This is a genomic window from Microbulbifer sp. SE14 (assembly GCF_059834885.1).
Window position 1 is genome coordinate 40,353 of sequence record NZ_JCBAJA010000001.1, and the last position, 23,369, is coordinate 63,721.

Sequence of the window (23,369 nt, forward strand, 5' to 3'; positions counted from 1 at the left end):
CTGCCGAAGAATAATTAACGGGAAAAAATCATGTCTGTTGTCACTTACGAACTGATCGAAAATATCGGCGTTATCCGCCTGAACAATCCGCCGGTCAACGCGCTGTCGCAGGCGCTGCGGGAAGGCATTCAGGGCGCTATCGAAAACGCCCAGAACGACGCCTCCGAGGCGCTGGTGCTGCTGTGCGAGGGCCGCACCTTTATCGCCGGGGCCGATATCAGCGAGTTCGGCAAGCCGCCCACGGCGCCGTCGCTGCCGGAGGTCATCACCGCGATCGAAAACTCCAGCAAGCCGGTGATCGCCGCCCTGCACGGCACCGCCCTCGGCGGCGGCTTCGAAGTCGCCCTGGCCTGCCACTACCGATGCGCATTGACCTCCGCCAAGGTGGGCCTGCCGGAAGTGAAACTCGGCCTGCTGCCCGGCGCCGGCGGCACCCAGCGGGCGCCGCGCCTGGCCGGTGTCGAGGCGGCGCTGGAATTGATCACCAGCGGTGCGCCGGTTGCGGCGAAAAAAGCTGTGGAAATGCAGCTGATCGACCGGGTCGTGGAAGGCGAACTGCTGGACGGCGCCCTGGCCTACGCCAGGGAACTGGTCAATGCAGAGGCGCCGCTGCGCCGCGTGCGCGATATCGCCATTGACCCGGCTGCGGCCCCGGCGGAACTCTTCGACGGCTTCCGCAAGAAGCTGGCCGCACGCGCCCGCGGACAGATAGCGCCGCAGCATATCGTCGCCTGCATCGAGGCGGCGGCAAGCCTGCCCTTCGACGAGGGCATCGCCAAGGAGCGCGAGCTGTTCCTGGAGTGCCTGCAGTCGAGCCAGTCCGCGGCGCTGCGCCATATTTTCTTCGCCGAGCGCGAGGCGGCCAAGGTCGTGGGCCTGGGCAAGGACACGCCGCAGAGAAAAATCGAATCGGTGGCGGTGATCGGCGGCGGCACCATGGGCGGCGGCATTGCGATGAATTTTGCCAATGCCGGCATCCCGGTGACGCTGGTCGAGATCAATGACGAGGCCCTGGCCCGCGGCCTCGGCATCATCGAGAAAAACTACGCCACTACCGTGAAAAAGGGCAAGCTCAGCGAGGCGCAGAAAGAGCAATGCCTGTCACTGATCCGCGGCACCACCGACTATACGGACCTGGCCGATGCTGACCTGTTGATAGAGGCGGTATTCGAAAACCTGGAACTGAAAAAGGAAATTTTTGCCCGGCTGGACCGCGTCTGCAAGACAGGCGCCATACTCGCCACCAACACCTCCTACCAGGACGTCGACCAGATAGCCGCTGCCACCGGACGTCCGCAGGATGTGATCGGCCTGCACTTCTTCAGCCCCGCCAATGTGATGAAGCTGCTGGAAGTGGTGCGCGGCGAAAATACCGCGGACGAGGTCATCGCCACCGCCATGGCGCTCGCCAAGACCATCAAAAAAATACCCGTGCTGGCCGGCAACTGCTACGGCTTTATCGGCAACCGCATGCTGCGCCACTACGCCCGCGAGGCCCAGCTGTGCCTGATCGAGGGCGCGACACCTGCGCAGATAGACGGAGTCATGCAGGAATGGGGCATGGCCATGGGCCCGCTGGCCGTGGGCGACCTGGCCGGACTGGATATCGGATACAAGGCCCGCCAGGGACTGACCGACGAGCAGAAAGGCAACCCCAAGACCTACTGCATCGCCGACGCCCTGGTGGAGATGGGCCGCCTGGGGCAGAAGAGCGGTGCCGGCTACTATCGCTACGATCCGGAGACCCGCGCGCGCAGCAGTGACCCGGAAGTGCTCAAAGTGATAGAAGCCCAGGCCAGGGCCCTGGGGGTCAGCCGTCGCGAGATCGATAACAGCGAAATCCTCGACCGCCTCACTTTCGCGCTGATCAACGAGGGCACCAGAATCCTGGAGGAAGGTATTGCACAGCGCCCCAGCGATATCGATGTGGTCTACGTCTACGGCTACGGCTTCCCCGCCTACCGCGGCGGTCCCATGCAATACGCCGACACTTTGGGTCTGAAAAAAGTCTACGACACCATTGTCGAGTTCGGTAAACGTCACGGAGAGGCGTACTGGACTCCGGCGCCGCTGCTGAAAGAGCTGGCTGAATCAGGCAAGACCTTTGCCGAATGGGCACGGGAAAACCAGTAAGCAGGAGGACCGCACCATGGCTCTGCCCGGAATATTGTCAGACCTGCGCCTGCCGGTGGTCGCCTCGCCGATGTTTATCGTTTCCAGCCCGGAGATGGTGATCGCCCAGTGCCGGGCCGGCATCGTCGGTTCCTTTCCCTCCCTGAATGCGCGCCCGCAGCCGCTGCTGCGGGAGTGGCTGGACAGGATCGATACGGGGTTGAATCGCGCTATGGCAGAAAACCCCAATGCCGCGGTCGCCCCCTACGCGGTCAACCTGATAGTGCACCAGAGCAACGATCGCCTGCAGTGGGACCTGGAGACCTGTATCCAGTTCCGGGTGCCCATCATTATCACCAGCCTGCGTGCCCTGGACCCGCAGATGGTGGAGCGCATCCACGCCTACGGCGGCCTGGTGTTTCACGACGTGGTCAACGTCCGCCACGCCAGAAAGGCCGCCGCCGCCGGAGTGGATGGCCTGATACTGGTGTGCGCCGGGGCCGGCGGCCACGCCGGTACCCTGAGCCCCTTCGCCCTGGTCAGCGAGGTCAGGCAGTGGTTCGACGGCACCCTGCTGCTGTCCGGCGCCATCGCCAACGGCGCTTCCATATTGTCCGCCCGCGCCCTGGGCGCGGACCTGGCCTATATGGGCACCCGCTTTATCGCCAGCGACGAGGCCAACGCCGACCCTGAATACAAGCAGATGCTGGTGGAGCACAGCGCCGCGGATATCGTCTACAGCTCGCTGTTTACCGGCGTGCACGGCAACTACCTGAAACCCAGCATCGCCCGGGCAGGCCTGGACCCGGAAAACCTGCCCGACGGCGACAAGAGCAGCATGCAGTTCGGCAGTGGCGGCAGTTCCAAATCAAGGGCCTGGCGGGATATCTGGGGCGCCGGCCAGGGCCTCGGTTCCATCGACAATGTCTCCCCGGTGGGGGAAATCGTCGCGCAGCTGGAACAGGAATACCGCCAGGCCGTGGCCCGGCTGCAACCGACCATCGGGAAATAGCGCATGTGTGATGAACTGCTGCAGCAACGAGCGGACGGTGTGCTGACCCTCGCCTTCAACCGCCCGGAAAAGAAAAACGCCCTGACCCGCGCCATGTATCGGGCACTGACCGGGGCGCTGCAACAGGCGTCGGCCGACCCGGAGGTGCGCGCGGTGCTGATCCGCGGCGACGAAAATGCCTTTACCGCCGGCAATGATCTGGGGGACTTCAACCGCCGCGCGGCGGGGGAAAAATCCCCGGCGATCGGGTTCCTCGAGGCACTGCACGACTTCGAGAAACCCGTCGTTGCCGCCGTCTCCGGCGTCGCCGTGGGTATCGGCTGCACTCTATTGCTGCACTGCGACCTGGTATACGCCGCGCCGGAAACACGCTTCCGCATGCCCTTTGTCAAACTGGGCGTAGTGCCGGAAGGCGGCTCAAGCCTGCTTCTGCCACTGCGCCTGGGCCACCAGCGGGCCGCACGCCTGTTGATGCTGGGAGATTTCTTCAGCATTCGCGAGGCTGTGGATATGGGCATCGTCTCCGAAGAGGTTCCACAGGATGCGCTGTTTGAACAGGCGCAGGCAAACGCGCTGCGGCTGGCGGAATTGCCGCAACGGCCTTTGCTGGCCACCAAACGGTTGTTGAAGCGGGAACTGCACGACAGCATCTCGAAAACCATCGAGCGCGAAGCAGAATTGTTTGCAGAGATGTTACAGACAGCGGAATCACAGGCGCTGAGAAACGGTGCTCTGTAATCACCCGCCACCCTATCAGTGGGAGGTCGCATGCTGCCTCAGAGCAGACAAAATACGCTAAAAGGTGTCGGCTTCGCCCTCGCCTCGGTGCTGGTGGCCACCGGCGCGGCCATCGCGGTCAAATGGATTTCCAGCGCGGTACCGGTGCCTTTGATCGTCCTGAGTCAGTACAGCATTTTCCTGCTGTTGATGCTGCCATGGATGCTGCGGCGCCGATTACGGCAACTGGCCAGCCCGCGCTGGAAGACTCACCTCGCGCGAGGGTTTGCGGGCTGGTTGTGCTTTTACGCCTACTACGTCGCACTGAACGAGATCGCCCTGGTGGACGCGGCACTGCTACGCAACTCCGCCCCGCTGTTTGTTCCCCTGGTCGCCTGGCTCTGGGCCGGCGCCCGTGTGCCACTGCTGCGCTGGGTCCCCCTGGCCCTGGGCCTGGTTGGCATTGCTCTGGTGCTGCAACCCACCACTGCAAACCCGGGCATCGGTCACCTGTTCGGCCTGGTCTCCGCCCTGGCACTGTCCGCATCCATGGTGGGCACACGAATACTGTCGCACACGGAAAGCTCCGGCCAGATCCTTTTCTACTACTCCTTGGTTTCCCTGCTGTGCAGTACTCCCCTGGGTATTGTCCACTGGCAGTCGGTACCGGCGTGGACGCTGCCATTCCTGCTATTTAATGGCGTTGCCATGCTGCTGACCATGTGGCTCTACACCCGGGCCTACAGCTGTGCGAAGCCCAGTGTTGTTTCACCCATGAGCTATTTCGGTGTGGTGGCGGCCGGACTGGCGGGCTGGATTATCTGGGGGCACGTTTCCAATGCCCTGGCCCTTGTTGGGATGGCCGTGGTCGTTGGAGCCGGAGCACTGACGCTATTGCTGCCAGGCACGGCAAGAACTTGTGAATCGAAGACTGCAGCACCGACAAATACACTCCGCCGAAACAAGAGTCAATTTCACCAACGACAACGGGAAGCTTCCTCATCATGACCTAGCAAGAGAAAAAGCAGCCACCATTTAATACCCACCTGGGTATTGAAGTGGAAGAGTGGCGCGATGGTTTTGTCGTCATCCGCTGTGAATTGCAGCCGGAATACCTCAACATGCAGGACACGCCGCACGGTGGCTTTATCGCCACGCTGATTGACATTGCCGGGGCTTACTGCGGTGTTTACTGCCCCTTTCCCGACCGGCGTCGGGTGGCGCTAACCCTCTCACTGAGCGTGAACTACACCGGGCGGGCAAAAACCCGGGAACTGAGGGCGATCGGCCGGGTGACCAATGCAGGCAGAAGAATCTATCATTCTTTTACGGAAGTCTACGACAGCTCCTACAACTTGCTGGCCACCGGCCAGATGGCCATGCGCTACGGCTCCGGCAGCGAAAAACCCGAGGGTATTCCCATCAACTGAATCGCGAACAGCAGCCCCCACACAGACAAAAAAGAATCGGCGCTGGAGACATCCACCCCAGCGTCGACCCCGGCCGCAGGTCAATCGGCCACTTGAGCAACTTCCGCGCGGATAGTCCTCGCGGCAAACAGCAGATGCACAACACCCCAGGCCGCGGCTGCGGGAATTAGTATCAGAAGCGCGTAGCGCAGGCTTTCCGAACCCGCACTGGCCGACAGGGCGTCGCTGAGCAGCCCCACCGACACAGGCCCGAGCCCGAGGCCAATGAGATTCAACACCAGGAAAACGACGGCGGAGGAAAAGGCGCGCATGCGGTTTTCCACCAGGCTGTGGGTCACGGCGATCACCGGGGCGACAAAACCCGCCAGCAGGGCGCCGGGGACGATATAGCACAACAGGGCTGCGCGATTGCTATCGACGAGAAAAATGCCGGCAACAAAGGGAGCCGCCACACCGATGGCAATCGCGGTGACCCAGAGATACCAGCGCGCGTCGCCGCGGCCGAGGCGATCCGACAGGTAGCCGATCAGGAAAGTGCCCAGGCCACCGCCAATACCGGCGCAGAGCGCCAGCCAGGTGCCGATGGCGCCGGTGCCCATGCCGTGACTGCGCACCAGGAACGAAGGCATCCAGTTGATCAGGCCGTAGCCGGCAAAACCCAGCAAGCCGGTGGCGATGGCCATGTGGCGAAAGGTGCGCTGCCGCCAGAGCCGCTGCAGCACATCGACAATACCCGGAAGCCGGTCATCGCTCGGACCGCCGGAAAGCCTGTCTCGCGCCGGCTCCGCCAGGGTGAAGCGCAGCACCAACGCCAGCAGAATACCGGGGACCGCAACGGCGAACAGGGCCACGCGCCAGCCGAACAGCTGATTCAGCCAGCCACCGGCGAGGAAGCCGAAAAGAACACCGATATTGATCCCCGTGTTGTAGATGCCCAGCGCCGTGGCGCGCTCTTCGCGCGGGAAAATGTCGGAAATCATGGAGTGCGCCGGGGGACTGCACCCGGCCTCCCCGACGCCGACGCCGACGCGAGCCGCCAGTAGCTGGAAAAAGTTGCCGACCATCCCACAGGCGGCGGTGAGCAGGCTCCACACACCGATGGAGGCGGCAATAATGTTGCGCCGCACACCGTGGTCCGCCAGTCGCGCGATCGGCAGCCCCACCGATACGTAAAAAATCGCGAAGGCGAAACCGGTCAGCAGCCCCAGCTGCGTATCCGACAGCCCCAGCTCCGCCTTGATGGGCTCCTGCAGTATGGCCAGTATCTGCCGGTCGATGAAGTTGAACACATAGGCGGTCATCAACAGCATCAGCGCGTAATAGCGGTAACCCTTGCGCTCGTAGGCATCACCGTCTGCCGCAGCAGCGGTGTTCACCTCGATATTCTCCATATCTATTTCCCCTGTATTTCGAGTCGGAGGCGCAAAGCCTGTTCGCGCCCCTGGCACCGCTCATCATCGGTTCAATTTGTCACCGGTGTTTACTGCCATTGAACCTGTCGGCGGATACAGGCTCAGCGAATCCTGAAGGGCTTTGCGGGCCTGAACTCAGCCGAGACCTCACCGGCATAGACCTGGCCGCCGGCCAGCTCCAGCTTCTTCACTGCCGCGCCCGGAGACAGTTCCAGCAACTTGAGATCCACCCAGAAGGTGTTCGGCGAGCGCACCGATTCGAAGTAGTAAACGAGGTTCTTCTGGTCCGCGACCGAGCGCCACAGAGTGGTGGAGATATTCGGCTGCGCGGGCGTGGATATGCCCATGGGCACCGACACATTGCGGATCACGCTGAGCACACCGGCCGCCGCAACGCTGCCGGCCTCCAGCTTCGGCAGCGCGTCTATGTAATAGGCGGCGCGCGCAAAGCGGTCGGTGGAGCTGTGGCTTCCAGGCAGCGTTACCTCGCCGTCCGGGCTCACCCGCTTCCGATTGAGCACCAGATGCTCGGAATAGGCAGGCGAGTTGGTCATCACCCGGTAGGCGCGGTCGTGGTGCACCACCAGTTCCCCGTCGAGATACTCGAGGACTGCGCTGTCCCCTGAGGCGTCGGATACGGAGAGGTGTAGCGCCGCCATACTGTCCCGGTCGCCGCCGGGAAAGCGCCCGGTGTGGATGACAAACGCCTCCCTCTTCATTTCATTCACGACTTCCTGCACCGTGGCGAAGTTGTCGAGCACATACTGGGTCCACACGGCGATGGAAATGCCGGGTTTGTTGCCGTCGTTCTCTGGATACTCGGATTCGGCCAGCCACAGCAGGTTTGCCGACAGGCCCTTTTCATTGATGCCATCGGTGGTGGCGACATCGAAGGCGGTGGCGACCACACTGGCATATTTCGAGGTCCAGCGCAGGGAATTTTCCGGGGTCTGGCCGTCCCGCCGCATGCCCCGCGGCAACGCCCAGAGGTTGGTTTTCAGGTCTGTTTTCCAATCCATGGAGCGCCCGGTCATGACGGTGTCATCGGCGCCGAGGTAGACGGCGCGGGTGCAGGCGTCGGCACTCGAGAAGACTGCCGTGAACAGGAGGGCGGCAGCTGCCGCCAAAAAGGGTTGGCGAATCTTCAACATCTCTTTACTCCACCTTTGGCTGCTCGGCTCTACCCTCTGCCGGTGACCGTTCCAGGTAATCCACCGCCAGGGAGACCAGGGCCTCGACACCCACCTTGAGGACATCCTCGTTGACGTAGAAGCGGGGCGAGTGACTCATGGCCGCCTCGCCGATGCCGACTCCCTCTTTGTTGACGCCGAGCATAAAGTAGAAGCCGGGTATCCGCTGCTGAAAGTGAGAGAAATCCTCGGCCCCGGTCAGCGGCTTGATTTCCACCACGCGGCGGGAGCCGGCCACCTTCTGCAGCACCGGCACGGATTTGCGGGTCAGGTCCGGGTTGTTGTAGGTCACCGGATAGGGGCTCTCTATCTCCACCTCGGCCTCGGCGCCGGAGGCGGCGGCCAGGTGTTTGGCGGTCTGTTTCAGGCGCCGGTGCAGATCGCGCTGCATCTCCTCATCCAGGGTGCGGATGGTACCCGTCAGGGTCACCTCGTCGGGGATGATGTTGTAGCGGATTCCGCCGTGGATGGCGCCCACCGAAATCACCGCCGGCGCCCTGGTGATATTCAGCTGACGGCTGGGAATCAGCTGGATGGCGTTGGCGATCTGCCCCGCCACCACCACCGGATCGACACCGGCCCAGGGGGCGGAGCCGTGGGTCTGCTTGCCCCTGACCAGGATCTTGAACTTGTCGGATGCGGCCATGAACTCCTTCGCCCGGTAACCGATCATGCCGGCGGGCCCCGGACCCACGTGCAGGCCGAAGATGGCTTCCGGCGCCGCATCGCCGCCCAGCACCCCCTCCTCGACCATCAGCGCCGCACCGCCGCGCTCGCCGTCCGGCGGGCCCTCCTCGGCGGGTTGGAAAATAAATTTCACCGTGCCCGGCAACCGCTCGCGCCTGCCGGCGAGTACTTCCGCCACCCCCATCAGGATCGCCGTGTGGGCGTCGTGGCCGCAGGCGTGCATCACCCCCACCTCCTGGCCGTTGTAACTGGTCTTCACCCTGGAGGCGAAGGGGAGGTCCAGCTCCTCGGTCACCGGCAGGGCGTCCATATCGGCTCGCAAGGCCACCACCGGGCCGGGTTTGCCCCCCTTCAGCACACCCACCACGCCGGTGTGGGCCACGCCGGTGGTGACTTGGTCGAAACCGAGGGAACGCAGGTGCCCGGCGACCAGCTTGCTGGTGCGGAACTCGCGATTGCTCAACTCCGGGTGCTGGTGAATATCCCGGCGCCAGGCGATCACCTTATCCTCCACCGCCTTGGCGGCGTCGGTGAATTCGCCGGCCTGGGTCAGGCCGGCGACCAGCAACAGGCCCAGCGCGGCGATTGTGTGCCGGCCGACTGGCGGCATGCCTTTCTTATCTGTCATCGATTTTCTCCGGTCTGTACGGCGGGCCATCGCGTGCGCGCTTAGCCACCCTTCGTTTTTCAGGTCTGCCAATCGGAAAAACGGCGGAGGGGCCCTGCCCCGCCGCCGTCGAAGCGCGTCAGAAGTTGTAGGTGATATCCACGCCGAAGGTGCGCGGTTCTCCGTAGAGGGCCGCCAGGTTGCTGGCGGTCACCAGGGTGGAGCCGTCGGTCAGGGTGCGGTAGCGCTCATTCAGCAGGTTCTTGCCCCAGAGGCCGATCTCCCAGGCCTCGGCGGGGCTGTAGTAGGTGATACGACTGTGAAGGATACCGTAGGCCTCCTGCTTGTTGGCGTCCGGATCAATGTCCTCCGCCACGCTCACGCTCCGCTGGTAGTGGTCGCCGGTATAGCTGTAGTTCAGGTTGCCGCGCAGCCGCCCCCTGTCGCCCAAGCCCTTTTCATAGTCGAGCCCCAGGGTGCCGGAGAAGTCCGGCGACCAGGGGCGCTCGGTGCCCTTCTCGTAGCGCACGGTACCGGCGGCGTCGACCACGTCTTCGCTGTACGCCACGTCCATCAGCGCGAAGCTGGCGAAGATGCTCAGGTTGTCCGTGACCAGGAAGGTGAGGTCCCCTTCCCAGCCGCGGCCGGTGACCTCGGCGGCATTGACGGTGTAGGCCACCGGCGAACTGGTGTCGCTGAGCAGGAACTGCAGGTCCTTGTACACATACTGGAAGAAGGCTGAGTTGAGGCGCATGCGGCCGTCCAGCAGGGTGGACTTGATCCCCAGTTCCAGGTTGACGTTGGTCTCCTCGTCGAAGGGCACGAAGGCAGACGCCGGCGTGGTGAAACCGCTCGCCGGGTCCACGGTCACGGTGGTGTTGTAACCACCGGACTTATAGCCCTGGCTGAGGCTGGCGTAGACCATGGCGTCATCGGTCAGCAGGTAGTCCAGAGCCAGGCGCCCGGAGAGGTTGCTCCAGTTGTCGTGCTGGCGCGCCAGCTCCGGGTTCTCCAACTGGCTCAGGTTGGGGAAGAGTATCCCCATGTCATTGAAGGTGTCGTTGCCGGAGTCGACGAAGCGGTAGCTCTTGGCATCGTAGGAGTAGCGCAGGCCCCCGGTGAGGTTGATCTTGTCGGTCAGGTGCCAGGTGGCGTCGCCGAAGAGGGCGTAGCTCTCGGTCTTGTTGGAGCCGGCGATGGCCTCGTTCAGGCTGCCGAGCGCCAGGCCAGTGTAGCCGTAGCCGGCGGCGTACATCTGCGCGAACGGAATCAGGCCGCTGGTGAGCACTGTGAAGCGCGAATCGCGATCCTGGCGGTAGGCGTTGGCGCCCAGGAACCAGTCGACATTGTCGCCGGCCACGTTCAGGCGCAGTTCCTGGTTGTACTCCTCTGTGCCGCCCTGGCTGTAGGAGTGGGAAAGGCCCAGGCTGGAGCCGTCCGCGTCCGAGCCCTTCAGGGCGTCGACCTGGCGGTAACTGCTCAGGGAGGTCAGGATCATGCTGTCGCTGAGATCCCAGGTGACCTTCAGGGCGTTGCCGCGCACCTTGCGCTGCTGCACGATCGGCGCCTCCTCGGCGGCGGCGATGGGAATACCGGCGTAGGTAAAGCCGTCACTGCCGGCGATGGCGCTGCTGTCACCGTTGTAGAAGGACTCGGCGTCGGCCTGAGCGTAAATGCTTTCCCAAGTGGCGGAGGGGCGAACGGCGAGGACGCTCTTGTAGCCGCTGTGGTCATCCTGCTCGGACCAGTCACTGGTGAATTCCACCTCCAGGTTGTCAGTGGGCAGCCACAGCACCTTGGCAAAGCCGGCCCAGCGGTCCTGGGCGAAGCCGTCCTGCTCCCCGGTCGCCTCGTTGGTCTGCCAGCCGTCGCGCTGGCGGCTGGAGAAGCCGGCGCGCATCATTAGCTTGTCCTCGATCAGCGGCATGTTGAGGGTGCCCTTGGCGGTGCGCAGGCCGTAGTTGCCGCCACCGACGGACAGGGAACTCTCGAATTCGTTACCCGGGCGCTTGGTGCGCACATTGATGGCGCCGCCGGACGCGTTGCGACCGAACAGGGTGCCCTGGGGCCCCTTCAATACCTCGACCTGCTCCACGTCCACCAGGTCGCCGATCATGCTGAAGCCGTTGCCCAGGTAGATGCCGTCCAGGTAGTAGGGCACGCTCTCCTCCAGCCCGAAACCGAAGGCATAGCTGTTGACCCCGCGAATTGCGGTGGTATTGGAGACCCCCTGCAAGTCGGCAATCTTTACGCCGGGGGAAATATCGCTGATATCGCTCAGGCTGACCACGCCGTTCTGCTTGAGGCTGTCGGCGTTCATTGCCTGTACCGTGAGGGGGACGTCCTGCAGGCTCTGCTCGCGCTTCTGGGCGGTGACTACCACCTCTTCCAGGGTTGACGCATTGGCGTTGAAGGCGCACAGGGCGAATATTCCGCCCGCCAGGGATACCGCCTCGGCGAGGCGCTTCTTCTGATAGCGATTCATGGGCTCTCTCCTATTTTTATATGTTTCCGGCTCCGCCCCCAGCGGACCGGCCAGCCGACCGATATGAATATATACACCATATTCACATTTTGACATTATCAGCGCCTGACACCCGGGTCAACAAAAAATAAGCCAAGACTCACATTTTGCCCCCCACCCACTCCCCAGTCGGGCCGGGCAATTTCCCGCCATTTCTGTTACATTTCCACAAAACATGAGCCAATGCTCACATCCCAAGGATTGCCATGACGACCGAAACAGCCCTGGGGCCGCGCAAGCTGCCACTACAGGCCAGATCCCGCCAGCGGGTGGAGAAGATACTCGCCGCCGCCCGCAAGATACTGGCGGAGTCCGGCCACGAGGCCATCACCGCCAAGCACATCGCCGAGCGTGCCAGCATCCCCATCGCCTCCTTCTACCAGTACTTTCCCAACAAGGAGTCGGTGGTCAACCACCTGTTCGAGGACTGGCTGGCCGGCATCCACGCCCGCTACGACGAGTACGAGGACCTGGAGGCCCATGGCATGCCCTGGCCGGAGCTGTTCCAGCGGCTGCGCCGGGACAAGGAGGAGACCGCGGAGGGCCGCCGCTTCGAGCTGGCCCTGCACAACGCCATCGATTCGATTCCGGAACTGCGGGAGATCCGGCGGGCCGCCATCCGCAAGATCGCCGAACGCCTGGCGAAGATCTTCCGCCACTACGGCAGCCGCTGGAGCGACGAGGAGCTGATCAACATGGGCGGTGTGTTTATCGACATCAACCGCGCGATCATGGAGCGCATGGAGCGGCAGGCGGACAACCCGGAGATGGCCCGACACTCCCAGCGCATCGCCATGTACGGCCTCTACAGCATGATCGAGCGCTGCCTGCGCGGCGACAACAAGCCGGACACCGCCGCCGATGCCGAGGCGGCCACCTTCTCGGGCCTGAAACCTAGCAGCTGAAGCGGGCAGCCGGAAGCCGCAGCGGGTATACTGCGGCGCTCGACCGGGAACACACTTTTTCTATGAATTCGATCATCGGCCTGCCCCGGGAAAAGGGGCAGGAAAAAGACCGCAAGTTTATCGAGGCGCTGGCCCGCGGACTGGACGTGCTGCGAGCCTTCCAGCAGGGCGACGGTTTCCTCGGCAACCAGGAAATTGCCCAGCGCACCGGGCTGCCAAAATCCAGCGTGTCGCGCCTGACCTACACCCTCACCCAATTGGGTTACCTGGCCTACTCCGAGCGGCTTGAAAAATACCAGCTGGGCAGCGGCGTACTGGCGCTGGGCTACGCCTTCGTCTCCAACCTGGCGGTGCGCCGCATTGCCAAACCGCAGATGCAGGAACTGGCCAACAACACCGGCACCGCGGTGGGCCTGTCAGACCGCGACCGGTTGGAGATGATTTACCTGGAACACTGCGTCCCCAACGACGTCACTACCTTCCGTCATGAGATTGGGGACAGGGTCGACATGGCGCAGACTGCGTCCGGCCGCGCCTACCTGGCCAGCCTGCCGGAGGAGGAGCGGCAGTATTTCGAGCGCTATATCAAGGAAAGAGCCGAAAAAAAATCCGGGGAAAAATGGTCGCAGGTCAAAGCCGGCTTGGATGCGGCGGTGCAGCAGTTGGAGGAATCCGGTTACTGCAGCTCCTTCGGCGACTGGGATAGGGACGTCAACGGCATAGCCGTGCCGCTGATCTTGGGCCAGAAACATATTTACGTGTTCAACGCCGGCGGCCCCGCCTACCGGGTGAGTCCGGAGTTCCTGCAGCGGGAAGTGGCCCCCCTGCTGAAGAACATGGTGCGCGATATCGAAGCCACACTGATCCACTACTGACAGGGCCCGGTTCCAATGTACTTGTCACTGAACGATCTCTTATGGCTCTTCCTGCTCGCCCTCGGCGCCTGGTACTTCTGGGCCGGCATGGCGGCCAAGGAGCAGGTGCGCCGCGCGGCGACCGAGCATTGCCGGCAGTTGGGCGTGCAGCTGCTGGATGATACGGTGGCGCTGGTGCGCACCCGCCTGAAGCGCGACGGCCGCGGCCAGGTGCGCCTGCAGCGCAGCTACGAGTTCGAATTCACCTCCACCGGCGAGCACCGCTACGCGGGTATCGCCGTGCTGCACGGGCGGCGTATCACCCAGATACAGCTGTCCCCCCACCACCTGGCCTGAATCAACAGTTAGCTTGAGTACTACTACGTGAAACGCGGAATCTATCGCCACTACAAGGGCAATCTCTACGAAGTGATGGAAGTGGCCACTCACAGCGAGAGCGGCGAAAAGCTGGCCGTCTACCGGGCGCTCTATGGCAACTACGGCGTCTGGGTGAGACCGCTGGAGATGTTTGCCGAAACGGTGGAAAAGGACGGGACCCGACTGCCGCGCTTCGAACTGTTACAACCGTTTGACTAGTCCGATACGACGCCATAAGGTTGCGTCACCCAATTCCGCAACCGAATCAACTGCCAATTTTAAAAACAGGGTCACTCGGTGAACAATAAAAAAATAATGATCTACGGCGCCTACGGCTATACCGGCGAGCTGATCGCGCGCGAGGCCGTGGCCAAGGGCTACCGCCCGGTGCTGGCGGGGCGCAGTGCGAAGAAACTGCAGCCGCTGGCCGAGGAACTCGGCCTGCCGGCCATGGCCATAGGCCTCGACGCCACCGAAACCCTGGAGCGCACACTGCGCGATATGGACGTGGTGATCCACTGCGCCGGCCCCTTCTCCGCCACCGCCGAGCCGATGATGCGCGCCTGTATTGCCGCCGGCACCCACTACCAGGACATCACCGGCGAGATGGAGATCTACCGCATGGCCCACGCCATGCACGCCGAGGCCAAGGCCGCCGGCGTGGTGCTCTGCCCCGGCACCGGCTTCGATGTGATTCCCACCGACTGCCTGGCGGCGGCACTGCACAAGGCCATTCCGACAGCCACTCACCTGACCCTGGGTTTCGACTCGGATTCCGCCCTGAGCCCCGGCACCGCAAAGACTTCGATCGAGAGCCTGGGCGTCGGTGGCGCCGTGCGCCGCAACGGCAAGATAGAGATCATCGGCCACGGCGAACTGACCCGGCAGATCAATTTCGGCCGCGGCGAGAAGTTCGCAGTCGCCATTCCCTGGGGCGACGTGGCCACCGCCTACTACTCGACGGAAATCCCCAATGTCGAGGTCTATATCCCGATGAGCCCGCGCCGGGCCAAGAAGATAAAGCGGTTGAACAAGTTCCGCTGGCTGCTGCGCATGAACTGGGTGCAGAACTGGCTCAAGGGCAAGGTGGAAAAATCGGTGCGCGGCCCCAGCGAGGAGATACGCTCGGAACAGCAGACCTGGGTCTGGGGCGAGGTGCGCAATGACCGCCGCGGCGAGCGCAAGATAGGCCGGGTGGTCACAGCCAACGGTTACGACGTGACCGTGCACGGCTCCCTGGCGGTGATGGAATTCCTGCTCGACTACCAGGGCCCGGGCGGTTATTTCACACCGTCGAAGCTGTGCGGTTACGAGTTGGTGGAGAAGCTGCCCGGATCCGGGCTGATCAAGATCGGTATCGACTGACCGGAGCTGCTCCCCCACTTCCTATAGGTAGGAGCGACCCATGGCCGCGATCGGTGCCCTCAAACTCAAAGGCTTCGATCGGCCCTGCTGCCGGTGGCCGTCCGGTAAAAAGCCTCATCGGCAAACATTTACCGGACGGCCACCGACAGCAGGGCCTTACCGTCGCACTAGCAGACTGATTCAGTGACCTCCTCGGGATCGATCACGGCCAACGGCGGATGGCCGCCCCGCCGCTCCTACAATAGCTCTCCACCCTCTCGAATTGACCAGAATCGGCCAGATTTCACGGTTCTGACATAATTTGGTCAAGTCAGCGCAACATTGGCTTCGTAACTTGGCGGCATGCGAAGCTTACCTCTGACCCTGAAAAGTTTTGATATATCGCTGGTCCTGCACATGGCAGAGCGGGCGGCGCGACCGGCGGCGCGGCAGCGCTACCTGTGGCTGTCGAAGAGCGGCGACGGTTGGCTGTACCTGCTGTCGCCGCTGATAGTCGCGCTGTCCAGCACCACCGCCGCGGCGATGCAGTTCTTCTACCTGTGCGGCACCGCATTCGCGGTGGAGCGCTCCCTCTACTGGACCATCAAGAACACCACCAAGCGGCTGCGCCCGCCCCAGGCCATTCCCGGCATGCGCTCGGTGATTGTCGCCCACGACCGTTTCAGTCTGCCTTCCGGCCACACCTCCGGCGCCTTCCTGTTCATCACCCTGCTCTCCCAGGCCCTGAGCCCCCTATGGCTGCTGGGCTACTTCTGGGCCGCCGGCGTGGGCACCTCGCGGGTTGGCCTGGGCGTCCACTTTCCCACCGATGTCTGCGCCGGCGCTGCCCTCGGCACCAGTGTCGGCCTGTTGACCAGCGGAGCCTTCCTGTGAAGATACTCTACGGCGTACAGGGGACCGGCAACGGTCATATCTCCCGCGCCCGCGCCATGGCCGAGGCCCTGGAAAAGCACCCGGAACTGCAAGTGCAGTGGCTGTTTAGCGGCCGCAGCCAGGAAAAACTCTTCAGCATGGAGCCCTTCGGCGACTACTGGTGGCGCGAGGGCCTGACCTTCGTGCACCGCGAGGGCAGGATAGATTCCGTCGCCACCACCAGGCAGCTCAACCTGAGGCGGCTGCTGCGGGATATCCGAGAACTGCCGGTGGACGACTTCGACCTGGTGATCAGCGACTTCGAGCCGGTCAGCGCCTGGGCCGCCAGACGCCGCGGCAAGGCCAGCCTGGGCATCGGCCACCAGTACGCCTTCCACTTCCCGATACCGGCGCCGCGTTTCAACTGGATGGCCCGCGGCATCATGCGCGCCTTCGCCCCGGTGCAGCACAGCCTCGGCATGCATTGGTACCACTTCGGCTACCCGATACTGCCGCCCATTGCACAGCCCCACGGACAGGCAGGCTCTCAATCCGAAAGGGGTGAGCACATACTGGTCTACCTGCCGTTTGAACACCACGCCCCCCTGCTGGACGAACTGGCCAGGGTACCGCAGAAATTTATCGTCTACGGCGCCCCGGTCGAACTGCCCGCGGCGGGCAATATCCGGCTGAAGGCCCCCTCGATCGACGGCTTCCGCCAGGACGTGGCCACTTCCAGGGCGGTCATCTGCAACAGCGGCTTCGAACTGATCGCCGAGACACTGACCCTGGGCAAGCCCATCCTGACCCGACCCCTGGCCGGCCAGTTCGAGCAGGAGGCCAATGCCCAGGCACTTCGCGAGCTGCAGCTGGCGCACGTAGTGGACAAGGTGGACGCCGATACCATCAGCAGTTGGCTGAGCAGCGAACCCGCCGGCGTGCGCATCCAGTGGCCGGACGTGGCCGGCAATATCGTGCGCTGGCTGGCGGACGGCCGCAGCCAGACCCCGGCCGAGCTGGCCGGCAGCCTGTGGGAACAGGTGGTGCCCGGCCGCGCCGGCAAGAGCAACCAGGCAGCGCAGGCCGCCATCGACTGAGTTCAGTGGCCCCGACTGTCGAGGGCGTCGAGGCCAGTCGGCTGGCGCTAAACAAGGTCCCGCCGCCGGTGGCCGTCCGGGAAAAACGCCTGTGGCTATAATAAGAGTCCGATGAGGCTTTTTCCCGGATAGCCACCGGCGGCGGGACCGATCGAAGCCACCGCCCCGAAACCCAGACCAACCGCCATTACCTTTCAGGTCATTGACCCCCACCCCGCGCGTCCGTTTACTTGTTGCACCGAGAAGTGCAACAAACAGGGGTAATCATGACCGGCCAACTGCTCAACGAGCGCGATATCGAATTCCTGCTGTACGAGTTTCTCGATACGGAGCAGCTGCTGCAGCGGCCGCGCTACCGCGAACACTCCCGCGAAATCTTCGACGCGACCCTGAAAACCGCGCGCACCGTCGCGGAAAAATATTTCGCCAACCATAACGCCAAGGGCGACGCCAACGAACCCAGCTTCGACGGCGAAAAGGTGCACCTGATCGAGGAAACCAAACAGGCCTGGGACGCCTTTGCCGAGGCCGGCTTCCTCGCCGCCCACTACGACTTCGACGAGGGCGGCCTGCAGCTGCCGGAAATTATCCTGCGCGCCAGCCTCGCCACCGTCAGCGCCGCCAATGTGGCCAGCGCCGGCTATCCGTTTTTAACCCTGGGCGCCGCCAACCTGATCCACTCCTTCGCCGACGAAAAACTCAAGGCCCGGTTCCTGCCACCGATGATGGACGGCCGCTTCGCCGGCACCATGGCCCTGACCGAACCGGACCAGGGCTCCTCCCTGGCCGATATCCGCACCAGCGCCGAAGCGGCCGGGGATGGCAGCTACCGCATCACCGGGCAAAAAATGTTTATCTCCGGCGGCGACCAGTCGCTGACGGAAAATATCGTCCATATGGTGCTGGCCAAGATCAAAGGCGCTCCCCCCGGGGTCAAGGGCATCTCCCTGTTCCTGGTGCCGAAATTCCTGCTGAATGAGCATGGCGAGCCACACAGGCGCAACGACGTCAAACTGGCCGGCCTGCTGCACAAGATGGGCTACCGCAACACGACTTCGACGGTATTGAGTTTCGGCGAGGAAGGCGGCGCGGTGGGCTACCTGGTGGGCGAGCCTCACAAGGGCCTCACCTATATGTTCCAGATGATGAACGAGGCCCGCATCGGCGTCGGCGTGGGCGCGGCGGTACTCGGCTACCAGGGCTACAACTACTCACTGCAGTACGCCAAAGAGCGGCCCCAGGGCAGATTGCCGTCAAACCGGGATCCGCAATCCAAGCAGCTGCCGATCATCCGCCACGCGGACGTGCGCCGCATGCTGCTGATGCAGAAGGCCTATGTGGAAGGCGGCCTGGCACTGTGCCTCTACGCCTCCTCCCTGTTCGAGGACCAGCGCACCGCGGAGACCGAAGCGCAACGCAGGAGTGCCGCCGCGCTGCTGGACCTGCTGACCCCCATCGTCAAGTCCTGGCCGTCCAAATACTGCCTCAAGGCCAACGAACTGGCGATACAGGTACTGGGCGGCTCCGGCTATATCCGCGAATTCCCACTGGAACAGCTCTACCGCGACAATCGCCTGAACCCGATCCACGAGGGCACCGAGGCGATCCACGGCCTCGACCTGCTCGGGCGCAAGCTACCGGCGGAAAACATGGCCGGCTACCGGCTGCTGCAGCGCGAAATCCGCGACACCATCATGGCGGCCAGGGACAGCGAAACCCTGTCGCCGCTGGCCGCGGCGCTGGAGAGCGCGCTGGAAAAGCTCGACAGCACCACCCAATCCCTGTTCGCGCAGATGCAACAGGACATAGACCGGGGCCTGGCCAACGCGACACTGTACCTGGATGTCTTCGGCCGCGTCGTCGCGGCCTGGATCTGGCTCCGCCAGGCGCTGGTGGCAGACGACGCACTGGCGAAACCGGTTTCCGGCGAGGACGGGAATTTTTATCGCGGCAAGCTGCAGGCGGCGCGCTTCTATATCGAGTGGGAGCTGCCGGAAATCGATGCGCAGATGGAATTACTGGCCAGCGGCAATATGGTGCCCTTCGAGATGGACGAGAACTGGTTCTGACAAGGGCGGGATCGATGAGCACGCTGCGCTTTACCCATCCTGGGTTATTCGCTTGCAGGCAGGCTCCTACAAGGACACCAGGAATCACAGACTGCGCAGATACTGCCCCGGCGTCACGCCGAAATGCCGCTTGAACTGGGCGGCGAAATGGCTCTGGTGGGCAAAGCCGCAGAGCCCGGCCACCTCCGCCTGCGCCCGCCCCTGTTCCAGCAATTCCCGCCCGCGCTGCACCCGCACCTTGTTCACATACTGGTGCGGCGTCAGCCCGGTGCTGATCTTGAACATGCGCGCGAAATGAAAGCGGCTGAGGCCGGCGGTGTTCGCCAGCAGGTCCAGGTTCAGCTCCTCGCCGAAATGCGCCTGGATAGTGTCCCGCACCCGGTTGAACTGGCTGCGGCTGAGGCCGCCCTTTAGCGGACCGCCGCCGTTGGGCTTTACGTAGCTGCGGATCAGCTGTCCCATCAGCTCATAGGCCCCCTGCTGCAACTGCAGCCGCTCGCCGCCCCCACTCCAGGGCATCTGCAACAGGGCGCGGCAGGCGGCGCTGATCTGCGGCTGTTCGAAGAAGGTCAGGTCCGGCAGCTCCACCCGCCGCGGATCGCAGTCGAAGGATTCCAGGGCGAAGTGCCGCAGGCCGGCATCGGAGATATAGAGATGGATAAACTCCTGGTACTGACCCACCTCCCACTGGGAATCCTGGGTGGCCGGCATCAGGCAGAGTTTGTCCGGCGCGCCGTAGCCGCGCCCGGTGCTGTCCAGCCGCCGGGTGCGGTGGCCGCCGCGCAGGTAGAGGCTCAGGGTGTGGTGGGTCACCTGGTGGTAGTGCACGCGCACATTGCGGTTGCTCCACAGCGCCAGGGACAGGTCCCGGTTCAGGGTGCAGTGATTCAGGCGGCGGGCACCGGCACCGTCGAGTGCCTGCTGCACTGTCGCCGTAGCCGCCTTTGTCATACATCGCGCTCCCACAAACGAAATACCCGTTGAATAAGCTAATGCCATTCCGCCTGCAGAACAATCTCCCCCGTTAAAAAAGCGCAAGAATCTGCTAAACAGCGCAATAAGCTGCGCGACCCGCCGACGCGCCGCCGCTACCCTTCCCGCTCGATTGCAGTAGGAAGGAGAATGCCATGAACCTGTTTCTGTACGCGAGCACCGTGCTGCTCTGGGGCGCCACCTGGATCGCCATCCACTTCCAGCTCGGCGAGGTGCCGGTGCTGGTCTCGGCCTTCTACCGCTTTGCGGTTGCCGGCATGCTGTTCCTGCCGGCGCTGATGCTGCTGCGCCGGGTGCAGGCCACCAGCCTGCGCGACCACTTCTTCTTCCTGCTGCAGGGCGGCTGCCTCTTCTCGCTCAACTTTATCTGTTTCTACACCGCCAGCCAGTACATAGTCTCCGGGCTTATCTCGGTGGTGTTTTCCGCGGCGATACTGTTCAACGCGCTGAACAACCGCCTGCTGTGGAAGGAGCGCGCCGAGCGCAGCGTCTACCTGGCGGCGCTGCTGGGTATTGCCGGCCTGGTGTTGCTGTTCCGGGACTCCATCGCCGGCGGTGCCTTTGACCGCAACGCCGCCCTGGGGCTGGGGCTTTCGGTGCTGGGGACCTACTTCTTTTCCCTCGGCAATATGGTCTCGGTGCGCCACACGAAGCGCGGTCTCAAGCCCTGGACCAGCAGCGCCTACGCGATGATCTACGGCGCACTGATCCTGCTCGCCTGCGTTCTCGTCACCGGTACCGAGTGGAAACTGGATACCAGCCCGCGCTACCTGGGCAGCCTGCTGTACCTGGCGATTCCCGGCTCCATCCTCGGCTTCACCGCCTACCTGAGCCTGGTCGGTCGCATAGGCGCCAACCGCGCCGCCTATGCGACGGTGCTCTTCCCGATAGTGGCACTGAGCCTGTCGGCCTGGTTTGAGGGGTACGAATGGACGGCGACGAGCTTTGCCGGCCTGTCTCTGGTGCTGCTCGGCAATACGGTTTCACTGGGCGGACTGAGCGCCATTCGGCGGTGGCGCCTGCAGCCCGCAGCAGGCCAGTGAATCCGGAAGATCCCTAGTCGTGTGTATCGCCGGACAGGGGCGTAGCCAGCATGGATGGCCGGGCCGCAAACGCCTCAAACCAGGCCGCCAGCCGCGGCCGGTTTTCGCGGAAGTCCGGCAACTGGCGAAATTCCAGCCAGTCCAGCACCGTGGCCAGCGCGATATGGCCGACATGCACGGGCGCGCCCACATCCAGCTCCCTTTCCAGCCAGTCGTAGCTGGCCACCAGCTTCTGCACATAGCCGTCCCGCAGGGGTGGATAGCGCAGGGGCTCGGGCCGGCGCAGGGTCTCCCAGCGCACCGCAATGCCGGAATCCGCCAGCCCCTGGGCCACGGCCTGCAGGCGCAGCGCCTGCCAGCGCGCCTCCCCGGCGGGCGGGACAAGTTTGCGCCCATGGTGCAGGGTGTCCAGGTAGGCGCAGATCACATCGGAGTCGAACAGTGGCGGCAAGCCGGGGCGCAGCAGCACCGGCACCTTGCCCAACGGGTTTTCTGCAAACACCAGTTCGTTGCGCAGCGTGGGGCTGGTCTCCTGGTGCGCGACCTGGATCTGTTCCGCCAGGCCGGTTTCATGGGCGAATACCAGCGCCTTGCGCGCATAGGGTGAGTGGGTCTGGTACAGGAGTTTCATGGATATCGGGTCTCCGCTTGTCGGTTGTCAGAATCAGTGGCCTTCGCCGGAAATTTTGGCGGTGGCCGCGCGCCGCAACAGCAGCGCGACCACTGCGGTGATGCGCTTGGCCGTGGGGATGTGCAGGAATTCGTTGGGGCCGTGGGCGTTGGACTGGGGCCCCAGCACACCGGTCACTGCGAACTGGGCCCTGGGAAAACGCTCCCCCAGCATCGCCAGGAAGGGGATGCCCCCACCGCCGCCGATCAGGGCGCTGGGCGCGCCGAAAGCCAGTGTCGAGGCCCGTTCCAGGCTCGCCTCCAGCCACCCTGCCAGCGGCGGCGCCTGCCAGCCCGGGGATACCATGTCGATCTCGAAGGACACGGCGCTGTCATAGGGGGGATCCACTTCCAGCATCGCCTTCATTCGCCGGGCGGCAATGCCCGGATCCAGTGTCGGCGGCAGGCGCAGGCTGAGCTTCAGGGTGGTCTGCGGCTGCATCACCGCCGCCGCATCCGCCACGCCGGGCAGGCCATCGATGCCGGTGACCGCCAGCTGCGGCCGCCAGGCGCGGTTCAGTATCAGTTCCGCCGGGTCGCCAGTGACCGGCTGCACACCCTCCGCAAAGGGCAGTTGGGCATGGAAGCCGGCGCCGAGCGACGCGCCCGCAGCGGCGGCTTGCTGCCGCCGCTCCTGCGGAATTGCCGCCCGGAATTCCGCCGCCACCTCGCCGCTATCTGGGTCCTCCAGTCGCGAGAGCAGTCGGCGCGCAATGCGGAAGCTGGAGGGGACCACGCCGGAGGCATCCCCGGAGTGCACGCCCTCGTCGAGTACGCGCACCGTCAGCCGGCCGGCAACCTGGCCGCGCAGGGAAGTGGTGAGCCACAATTGGTCGTAGTTGGCGCAACCGGCATCCAGGGCAATTACCAGCGCCGGCTCACCGATCCGCGCGTCGAGCAGCGCCATATAGTGCGGCAGGTCGCCGCTGCCGGACTCCTCACTGGCCTCGATCAAGATCATGCACCGCGCGTGCTGAAGCCCCTGGGCGCGCAGCGCCAGGACCGAGGTGATCGCACTGAAGATTGCGTAGCCGTCGTCGGCGCCGCCGCGGCCGTAGAGGCGATCGCCCTCAAGACTCGGTACCCAGGCGTTCCGCCCCCGACTCCAGCCCTCCATCGGCGGCTGCTTGTCGAGATGTCCGTAGACGAGAACCGGGCGATCGGCGTCTCCGGGAATATCGATAAATATCAGCGGTGTGCGCCTTGGCAGGGAGAGTATCTCCACTTCCGCTCCCGGCACGGCGGCGAGTTTCTCCCGCGCCCAGGAAGCCATCAATTCGGCCGCGCACTGCATATGGCCGCTGGCCTCCCAGTCCGGATCAAACGCCGGCGACTCGCAGGGAATGGCGATGTAATCGAGCAGCGCCGGCATGATGTCGGCCTCCCATGTGCGCTCGATAAATTGTTTCAGCTCTGGAAAATTCATAGACCTCACCTCAAATGCGGGCCTAGA

At 63.8% G+C, this 23,369-nt stretch carries 21 protein-coding genes; 14 read left to right on the forward strand and 7 right to left on the reverse strand.

Annotated features, from left to right (window positions below):
• Positions 1 to 30: 30 nt before the first annotated feature.
• The 5 genes from AC6R19_RS00160 to AC6R19_RS00180 are packed head-to-tail and all read left to right on the forward strand — an operon-like array spanning position 31 to position 5,271.
• The gene (locus tag AC6R19_RS00160; RefSeq protein ID WP_500577446.1) at positions 31 to 2,133 is read left to right on the forward strand and encodes a 3-hydroxyacyl-CoA dehydrogenase NAD-binding domain-containing protein; all 2,103 of its coding nucleotides are present in this window, start codon (positions 31 to 33) and stop codon (positions 2,131 to 2,133) included.
• Between the two features lie 16 nt (positions 2,134 to 2,149).
• Entirely contained in the window at positions 2,150 to 3,124 is a 975-nt protein-coding gene (locus AC6R19_RS00165; RefSeq protein ID WP_500577447.1) for an NAD(P)H-dependent flavin oxidoreductase, read from the forward strand.
• A gap of 3 nt (positions 3,125 to 3,127) precedes the next feature.
• On the forward strand, positions 3,128 to 3,862 hold the full coding sequence (locus AC6R19_RS00170; protein ID WP_500577448.1) for an enoyl-CoA hydratase-related protein: 735 nt from the start codon (positions 3,128 to 3,130) through the stop codon (positions 3,860 to 3,862).
• Between the two features lie 30 nt (positions 3,863 to 3,892).
• On the forward strand, positions 3,893 to 4,849 hold the full coding sequence (locus tag AC6R19_RS00175; protein WP_500577449.1) for a DMT family transporter: 957 nt from the start codon (positions 3,893 to 3,895) through the stop codon (positions 4,847 to 4,849).
• 38 nt (positions 4,850 to 4,887) lie between these two features.
• Positions 4,888 to 5,271: a PaaI family thioesterase gene (locus AC6R19_RS00180; RefSeq protein ID WP_500577713.1), complete on the forward strand. Its 384-nt coding sequence runs from the start codon at positions 4,888 to 4,890 to the stop codon at positions 5,269 to 5,271.
• 80 nt (positions 5,272 to 5,351) lie between these two features.
• Here the strand turns inward: AC6R19_RS00180 and AC6R19_RS00185 are convergent, their stop codons facing one another.
• From AC6R19_RS00185 to AC6R19_RS00200, 4 genes are all read right to left on the reverse strand, one after another.
• The gene (locus AC6R19_RS00185) at positions 5,352 to 6,662 is read right to left on the reverse strand and encodes a spinster family MFS transporter (protein WP_500577450.1); all 1,311 of its coding nucleotides are present in this window, start codon (positions 6,660 to 6,662) and stop codon (positions 5,352 to 5,354) included.
• 122 nt (positions 6,663 to 6,784) lie between these two features.
• The gene (locus AC6R19_RS00190; protein ID WP_500577451.1) at positions 6,785 to 7,834 is read right to left on the reverse strand and encodes a linear amide C-N hydrolase; all 1,050 of its coding nucleotides are present in this window, start codon (positions 7,832 to 7,834) and stop codon (positions 6,785 to 6,787) included.
• A gap of 4 nt (positions 7,835 to 7,838) precedes the next feature.
• Positions 7,839 to 9,188, reverse strand: a complete 1,350-nt coding sequence (locus AC6R19_RS00195) for an amidohydrolase (RefSeq protein ID WP_500577452.1) — start codon at positions 9,186 to 9,188, stop codon at positions 7,839 to 7,841.
• A 118-nt stretch (positions 9,189 to 9,306) separates the two neighbouring features.
• A complete protein-coding gene (locus AC6R19_RS00200; protein WP_500577453.1) occupies positions 9,307 to 11,652 on the reverse strand; it encodes a TonB-dependent receptor in 2,346 nt (781 codons plus the stop codon).
• 245 nt (positions 11,653 to 11,897) lie between these two features.
• On the opposite strand from AC6R19_RS00200, the gene AC6R19_RS00205 reads away from it, so the two are divergent.
• The 8 genes from AC6R19_RS00205 to AC6R19_RS00240 all read left to right on the forward strand — a co-directional run bounded on the left by AC6R19_RS00205 (position 11,898) and on the right by AC6R19_RS00240 (position 19,211).
• Entirely contained in the window at positions 11,898 to 12,596 is a 699-nt protein-coding gene (locus AC6R19_RS00205) for a TetR/AcrR family transcriptional regulator (protein ID WP_500577454.1), read from the forward strand.
• 62 nt (positions 12,597 to 12,658) lie between these two features.
• Positions 12,659 to 13,471 (forward strand): IclR family transcriptional regulator, encoded by an 813-nt coding sequence (locus AC6R19_RS00210; protein ID WP_500577455.1) that lies wholly within the window; start codon positions 12,659 to 12,661, stop codon positions 13,469 to 13,471.
• 15 nt (positions 13,472 to 13,486) lie between these two features.
• Positions 13,487 to 13,807, forward strand: a complete 321-nt coding sequence (locus tag AC6R19_RS00215) for a DUF3301 domain-containing protein (RefSeq protein ID WP_500577456.1) — start codon at positions 13,487 to 13,489, stop codon at positions 13,805 to 13,807.
• 27 nt (positions 13,808 to 13,834) lie between these two features.
• Complete coding sequence (locus AC6R19_RS00220; protein WP_500577457.1) at positions 13,835 to 14,047, forward strand: DUF1653 domain-containing protein; 213 nt, start codon at positions 13,835 to 13,837, stop codon at positions 14,045 to 14,047.
• Between the two features lie 78 nt (positions 14,048 to 14,125).
• Positions 14,126 to 15,193, forward strand: a complete 1,068-nt coding sequence (locus AC6R19_RS00225; protein ID WP_500577458.1) for a saccharopine dehydrogenase family protein — start codon at positions 14,126 to 14,128, stop codon at positions 15,191 to 15,193.
• Positions 15,194 to 15,535: 342 nt separating this feature from the next.
• A complete protein-coding gene (locus tag AC6R19_RS00230; RefSeq protein ID WP_500577459.1) occupies positions 15,536 to 16,066 on the forward strand; it encodes a phosphatase PAP2 family protein in 531 nt (176 codons plus the stop codon).
• The gene (locus tag AC6R19_RS00235) at positions 16,063 to 17,142 is read left to right on the forward strand and encodes an MJ1255/VC2487 family glycosyltransferase (RefSeq protein ID WP_500577460.1); all 1,080 of its coding nucleotides are present in this window, start codon (positions 16,063 to 16,065) and stop codon (positions 17,140 to 17,142) included. The genes AC6R19_RS00230 and AC6R19_RS00235 overlap by 4 nt, the downstream gene beginning before the upstream one ends.
• 266 nt (positions 17,143 to 17,408) lie before the next feature.
• Positions 17,409 to 19,211 (forward strand): acyl-CoA dehydrogenase, encoded by a 1,803-nt coding sequence (locus tag AC6R19_RS00240; protein ID WP_500577461.1) that lies wholly within the window; start codon positions 17,409 to 17,411, stop codon positions 19,209 to 19,211.
• Positions 19,212 to 19,295: 84 nt separating this feature from the next.
• Here AC6R19_RS00240 and AC6R19_RS00245 read toward each other — a convergent pair whose 3' ends face one another.
• The gene (locus tag AC6R19_RS00245) at positions 19,296 to 20,162 is read right to left on the reverse strand and encodes a helix-turn-helix domain-containing protein (protein ID WP_500577462.1); all 867 of its coding nucleotides are present in this window, start codon (positions 20,160 to 20,162) and stop codon (positions 19,296 to 19,298) included.
• A 176-nt stretch (positions 20,163 to 20,338) separates the two neighbouring features.
• Between AC6R19_RS00245 and AC6R19_RS00250 the strand changes: the two genes are divergently transcribed.
• The gene (locus AC6R19_RS00250; protein WP_500577463.1) at positions 20,339 to 21,247 is read left to right on the forward strand and encodes a DMT family transporter; all 909 of its coding nucleotides are present in this window, start codon (positions 20,339 to 20,341) and stop codon (positions 21,245 to 21,247) included.
• 13 nt (positions 21,248 to 21,260) lie between these two features.
• Here the strand turns inward: AC6R19_RS00250 and AC6R19_RS00255 are convergent, their stop codons facing one another.
• Both AC6R19_RS00255 and AC6R19_RS00260 read right to left on the reverse strand, forming a co-directional pair.
• Positions 21,261 to 21,878 carry a glutathione S-transferase family protein gene (locus AC6R19_RS00255; protein WP_500577464.1) on the reverse strand — a complete coding sequence of 206 codons (618 nt, stop codon included), beginning with the start codon at positions 21,876 to 21,878 and terminating at the stop codon, positions 21,261 to 21,263.
• 33 nt (positions 21,879 to 21,911) lie between these two features.
• Positions 21,912 to 23,342: a M20/M25/M40 family metallo-hydrolase gene (locus tag AC6R19_RS00260; protein WP_500577465.1), complete on the reverse strand. Its 1,431-nt coding sequence runs from the start codon at positions 23,340 to 23,342 to the stop codon at positions 21,912 to 21,914.
• Positions 23,343 to 23,369: the final 27 nt, after the last annotated feature.

Bases quoted from the DNA above. Each gene is read 5' to 3' on its own strand.
- AC6R19_RS00205 (WP_500577454.1), top strand. From the start codon at position 11,898: ATGACGACCGAAACAGCCCTGGGGCCGCGCAAGCTGCCACTACAGGCC.
- AC6R19_RS00175 (WP_500577449.1), top strand. From the start codon at position 3,893: ATGCTGCCTCAGAGCAGACAAAATACGCTAAAAGGTGTCGGCTTCGCC.
- AC6R19_RS00255 (WP_500577464.1), bottom strand. From the start codon at position 21,878: ATGAAACTCCTGTACCAGACCCACTCACCCTATGCGCGCAAGGCGCTG.
- AC6R19_RS00230 (WP_500577459.1), top strand. From the start codon at position 15,536: ATGCGAAGCTTACCTCTGACCCTGAAAAGTTTTGATATATCGCTGGTC.
- AC6R19_RS00240 (WP_500577461.1), top strand. From the start codon at position 17,409: ATGACCGGCCAACTGCTCAACGAGCGCGATATCGAATTCCTGCTGTAC.
- AC6R19_RS00215 (WP_500577456.1), top strand. From the start codon at position 13,487: ATGTACTTGTCACTGAACGATCTCTTATGGCTCTTCCTGCTCGCCCTC.
- AC6R19_RS00190 (WP_500577451.1), bottom strand. From the start codon at position 7,834: ATGTTGAAGATTCGCCAACCCTTTTTGGCGGCAGCTGCCGCCCTCCTG.
- AC6R19_RS00250 (WP_500577463.1), top strand. From the start codon at position 20,339: ATGAACCTGTTTCTGTACGCGAGCACCGTGCTGCTCTGGGGCGCCACC.
- AC6R19_RS00170 (WP_500577448.1), top strand. From the start codon at position 3,128: ATGTGTGATGAACTGCTGCAGCAACGAGCGGACGGTGTGCTGACCCTC.
- AC6R19_RS00200 (WP_500577453.1), bottom strand. From the start codon at position 11,652: ATGAATCGCTATCAGAAGAAGCGCCTCGCCGAGGCGGTATCCCTGGCG.
- AC6R19_RS00165 (WP_500577447.1), top strand. From the start codon at position 2,150: ATGGCTCTGCCCGGAATATTGTCAGACCTGCGCCTGCCGGTGGTCGCC.
- AC6R19_RS00210 (WP_500577455.1), top strand. From the start codon at position 12,659: ATGAATTCGATCATCGGCCTGCCCCGGGAAAAGGGGCAGGAAAAAGAC.
- AC6R19_RS00160 (WP_500577446.1), top strand. From the start codon at position 31: ATGTCTGTTGTCACTTACGAACTGATCGAAAATATCGGCGTTATCCGC.
- AC6R19_RS00195 (WP_500577452.1), bottom strand. From the start codon at position 9,188: ATGACAGATAAGAAAGGCATGCCGCCAGTCGGCCGGCACACAATCGCC.
- AC6R19_RS00185 (WP_500577450.1), bottom strand. From the start codon at position 6,662: ATGGAGAATATCGAGGTGAACACCGCTGCTGCGGCAGACGGTGATGCC.
- AC6R19_RS00245 (WP_500577462.1), bottom strand. From the start codon at position 20,162: ATGACAAAGGCGGCTACGGCGACAGTGCAGCAGGCACTCGACGGTGCC.
- AC6R19_RS00260 (WP_500577465.1), bottom strand. From the start codon at position 23,342: ATGAATTTTCCAGAGCTGAAACAATTTATCGAGCGCACATGGGAGGCC.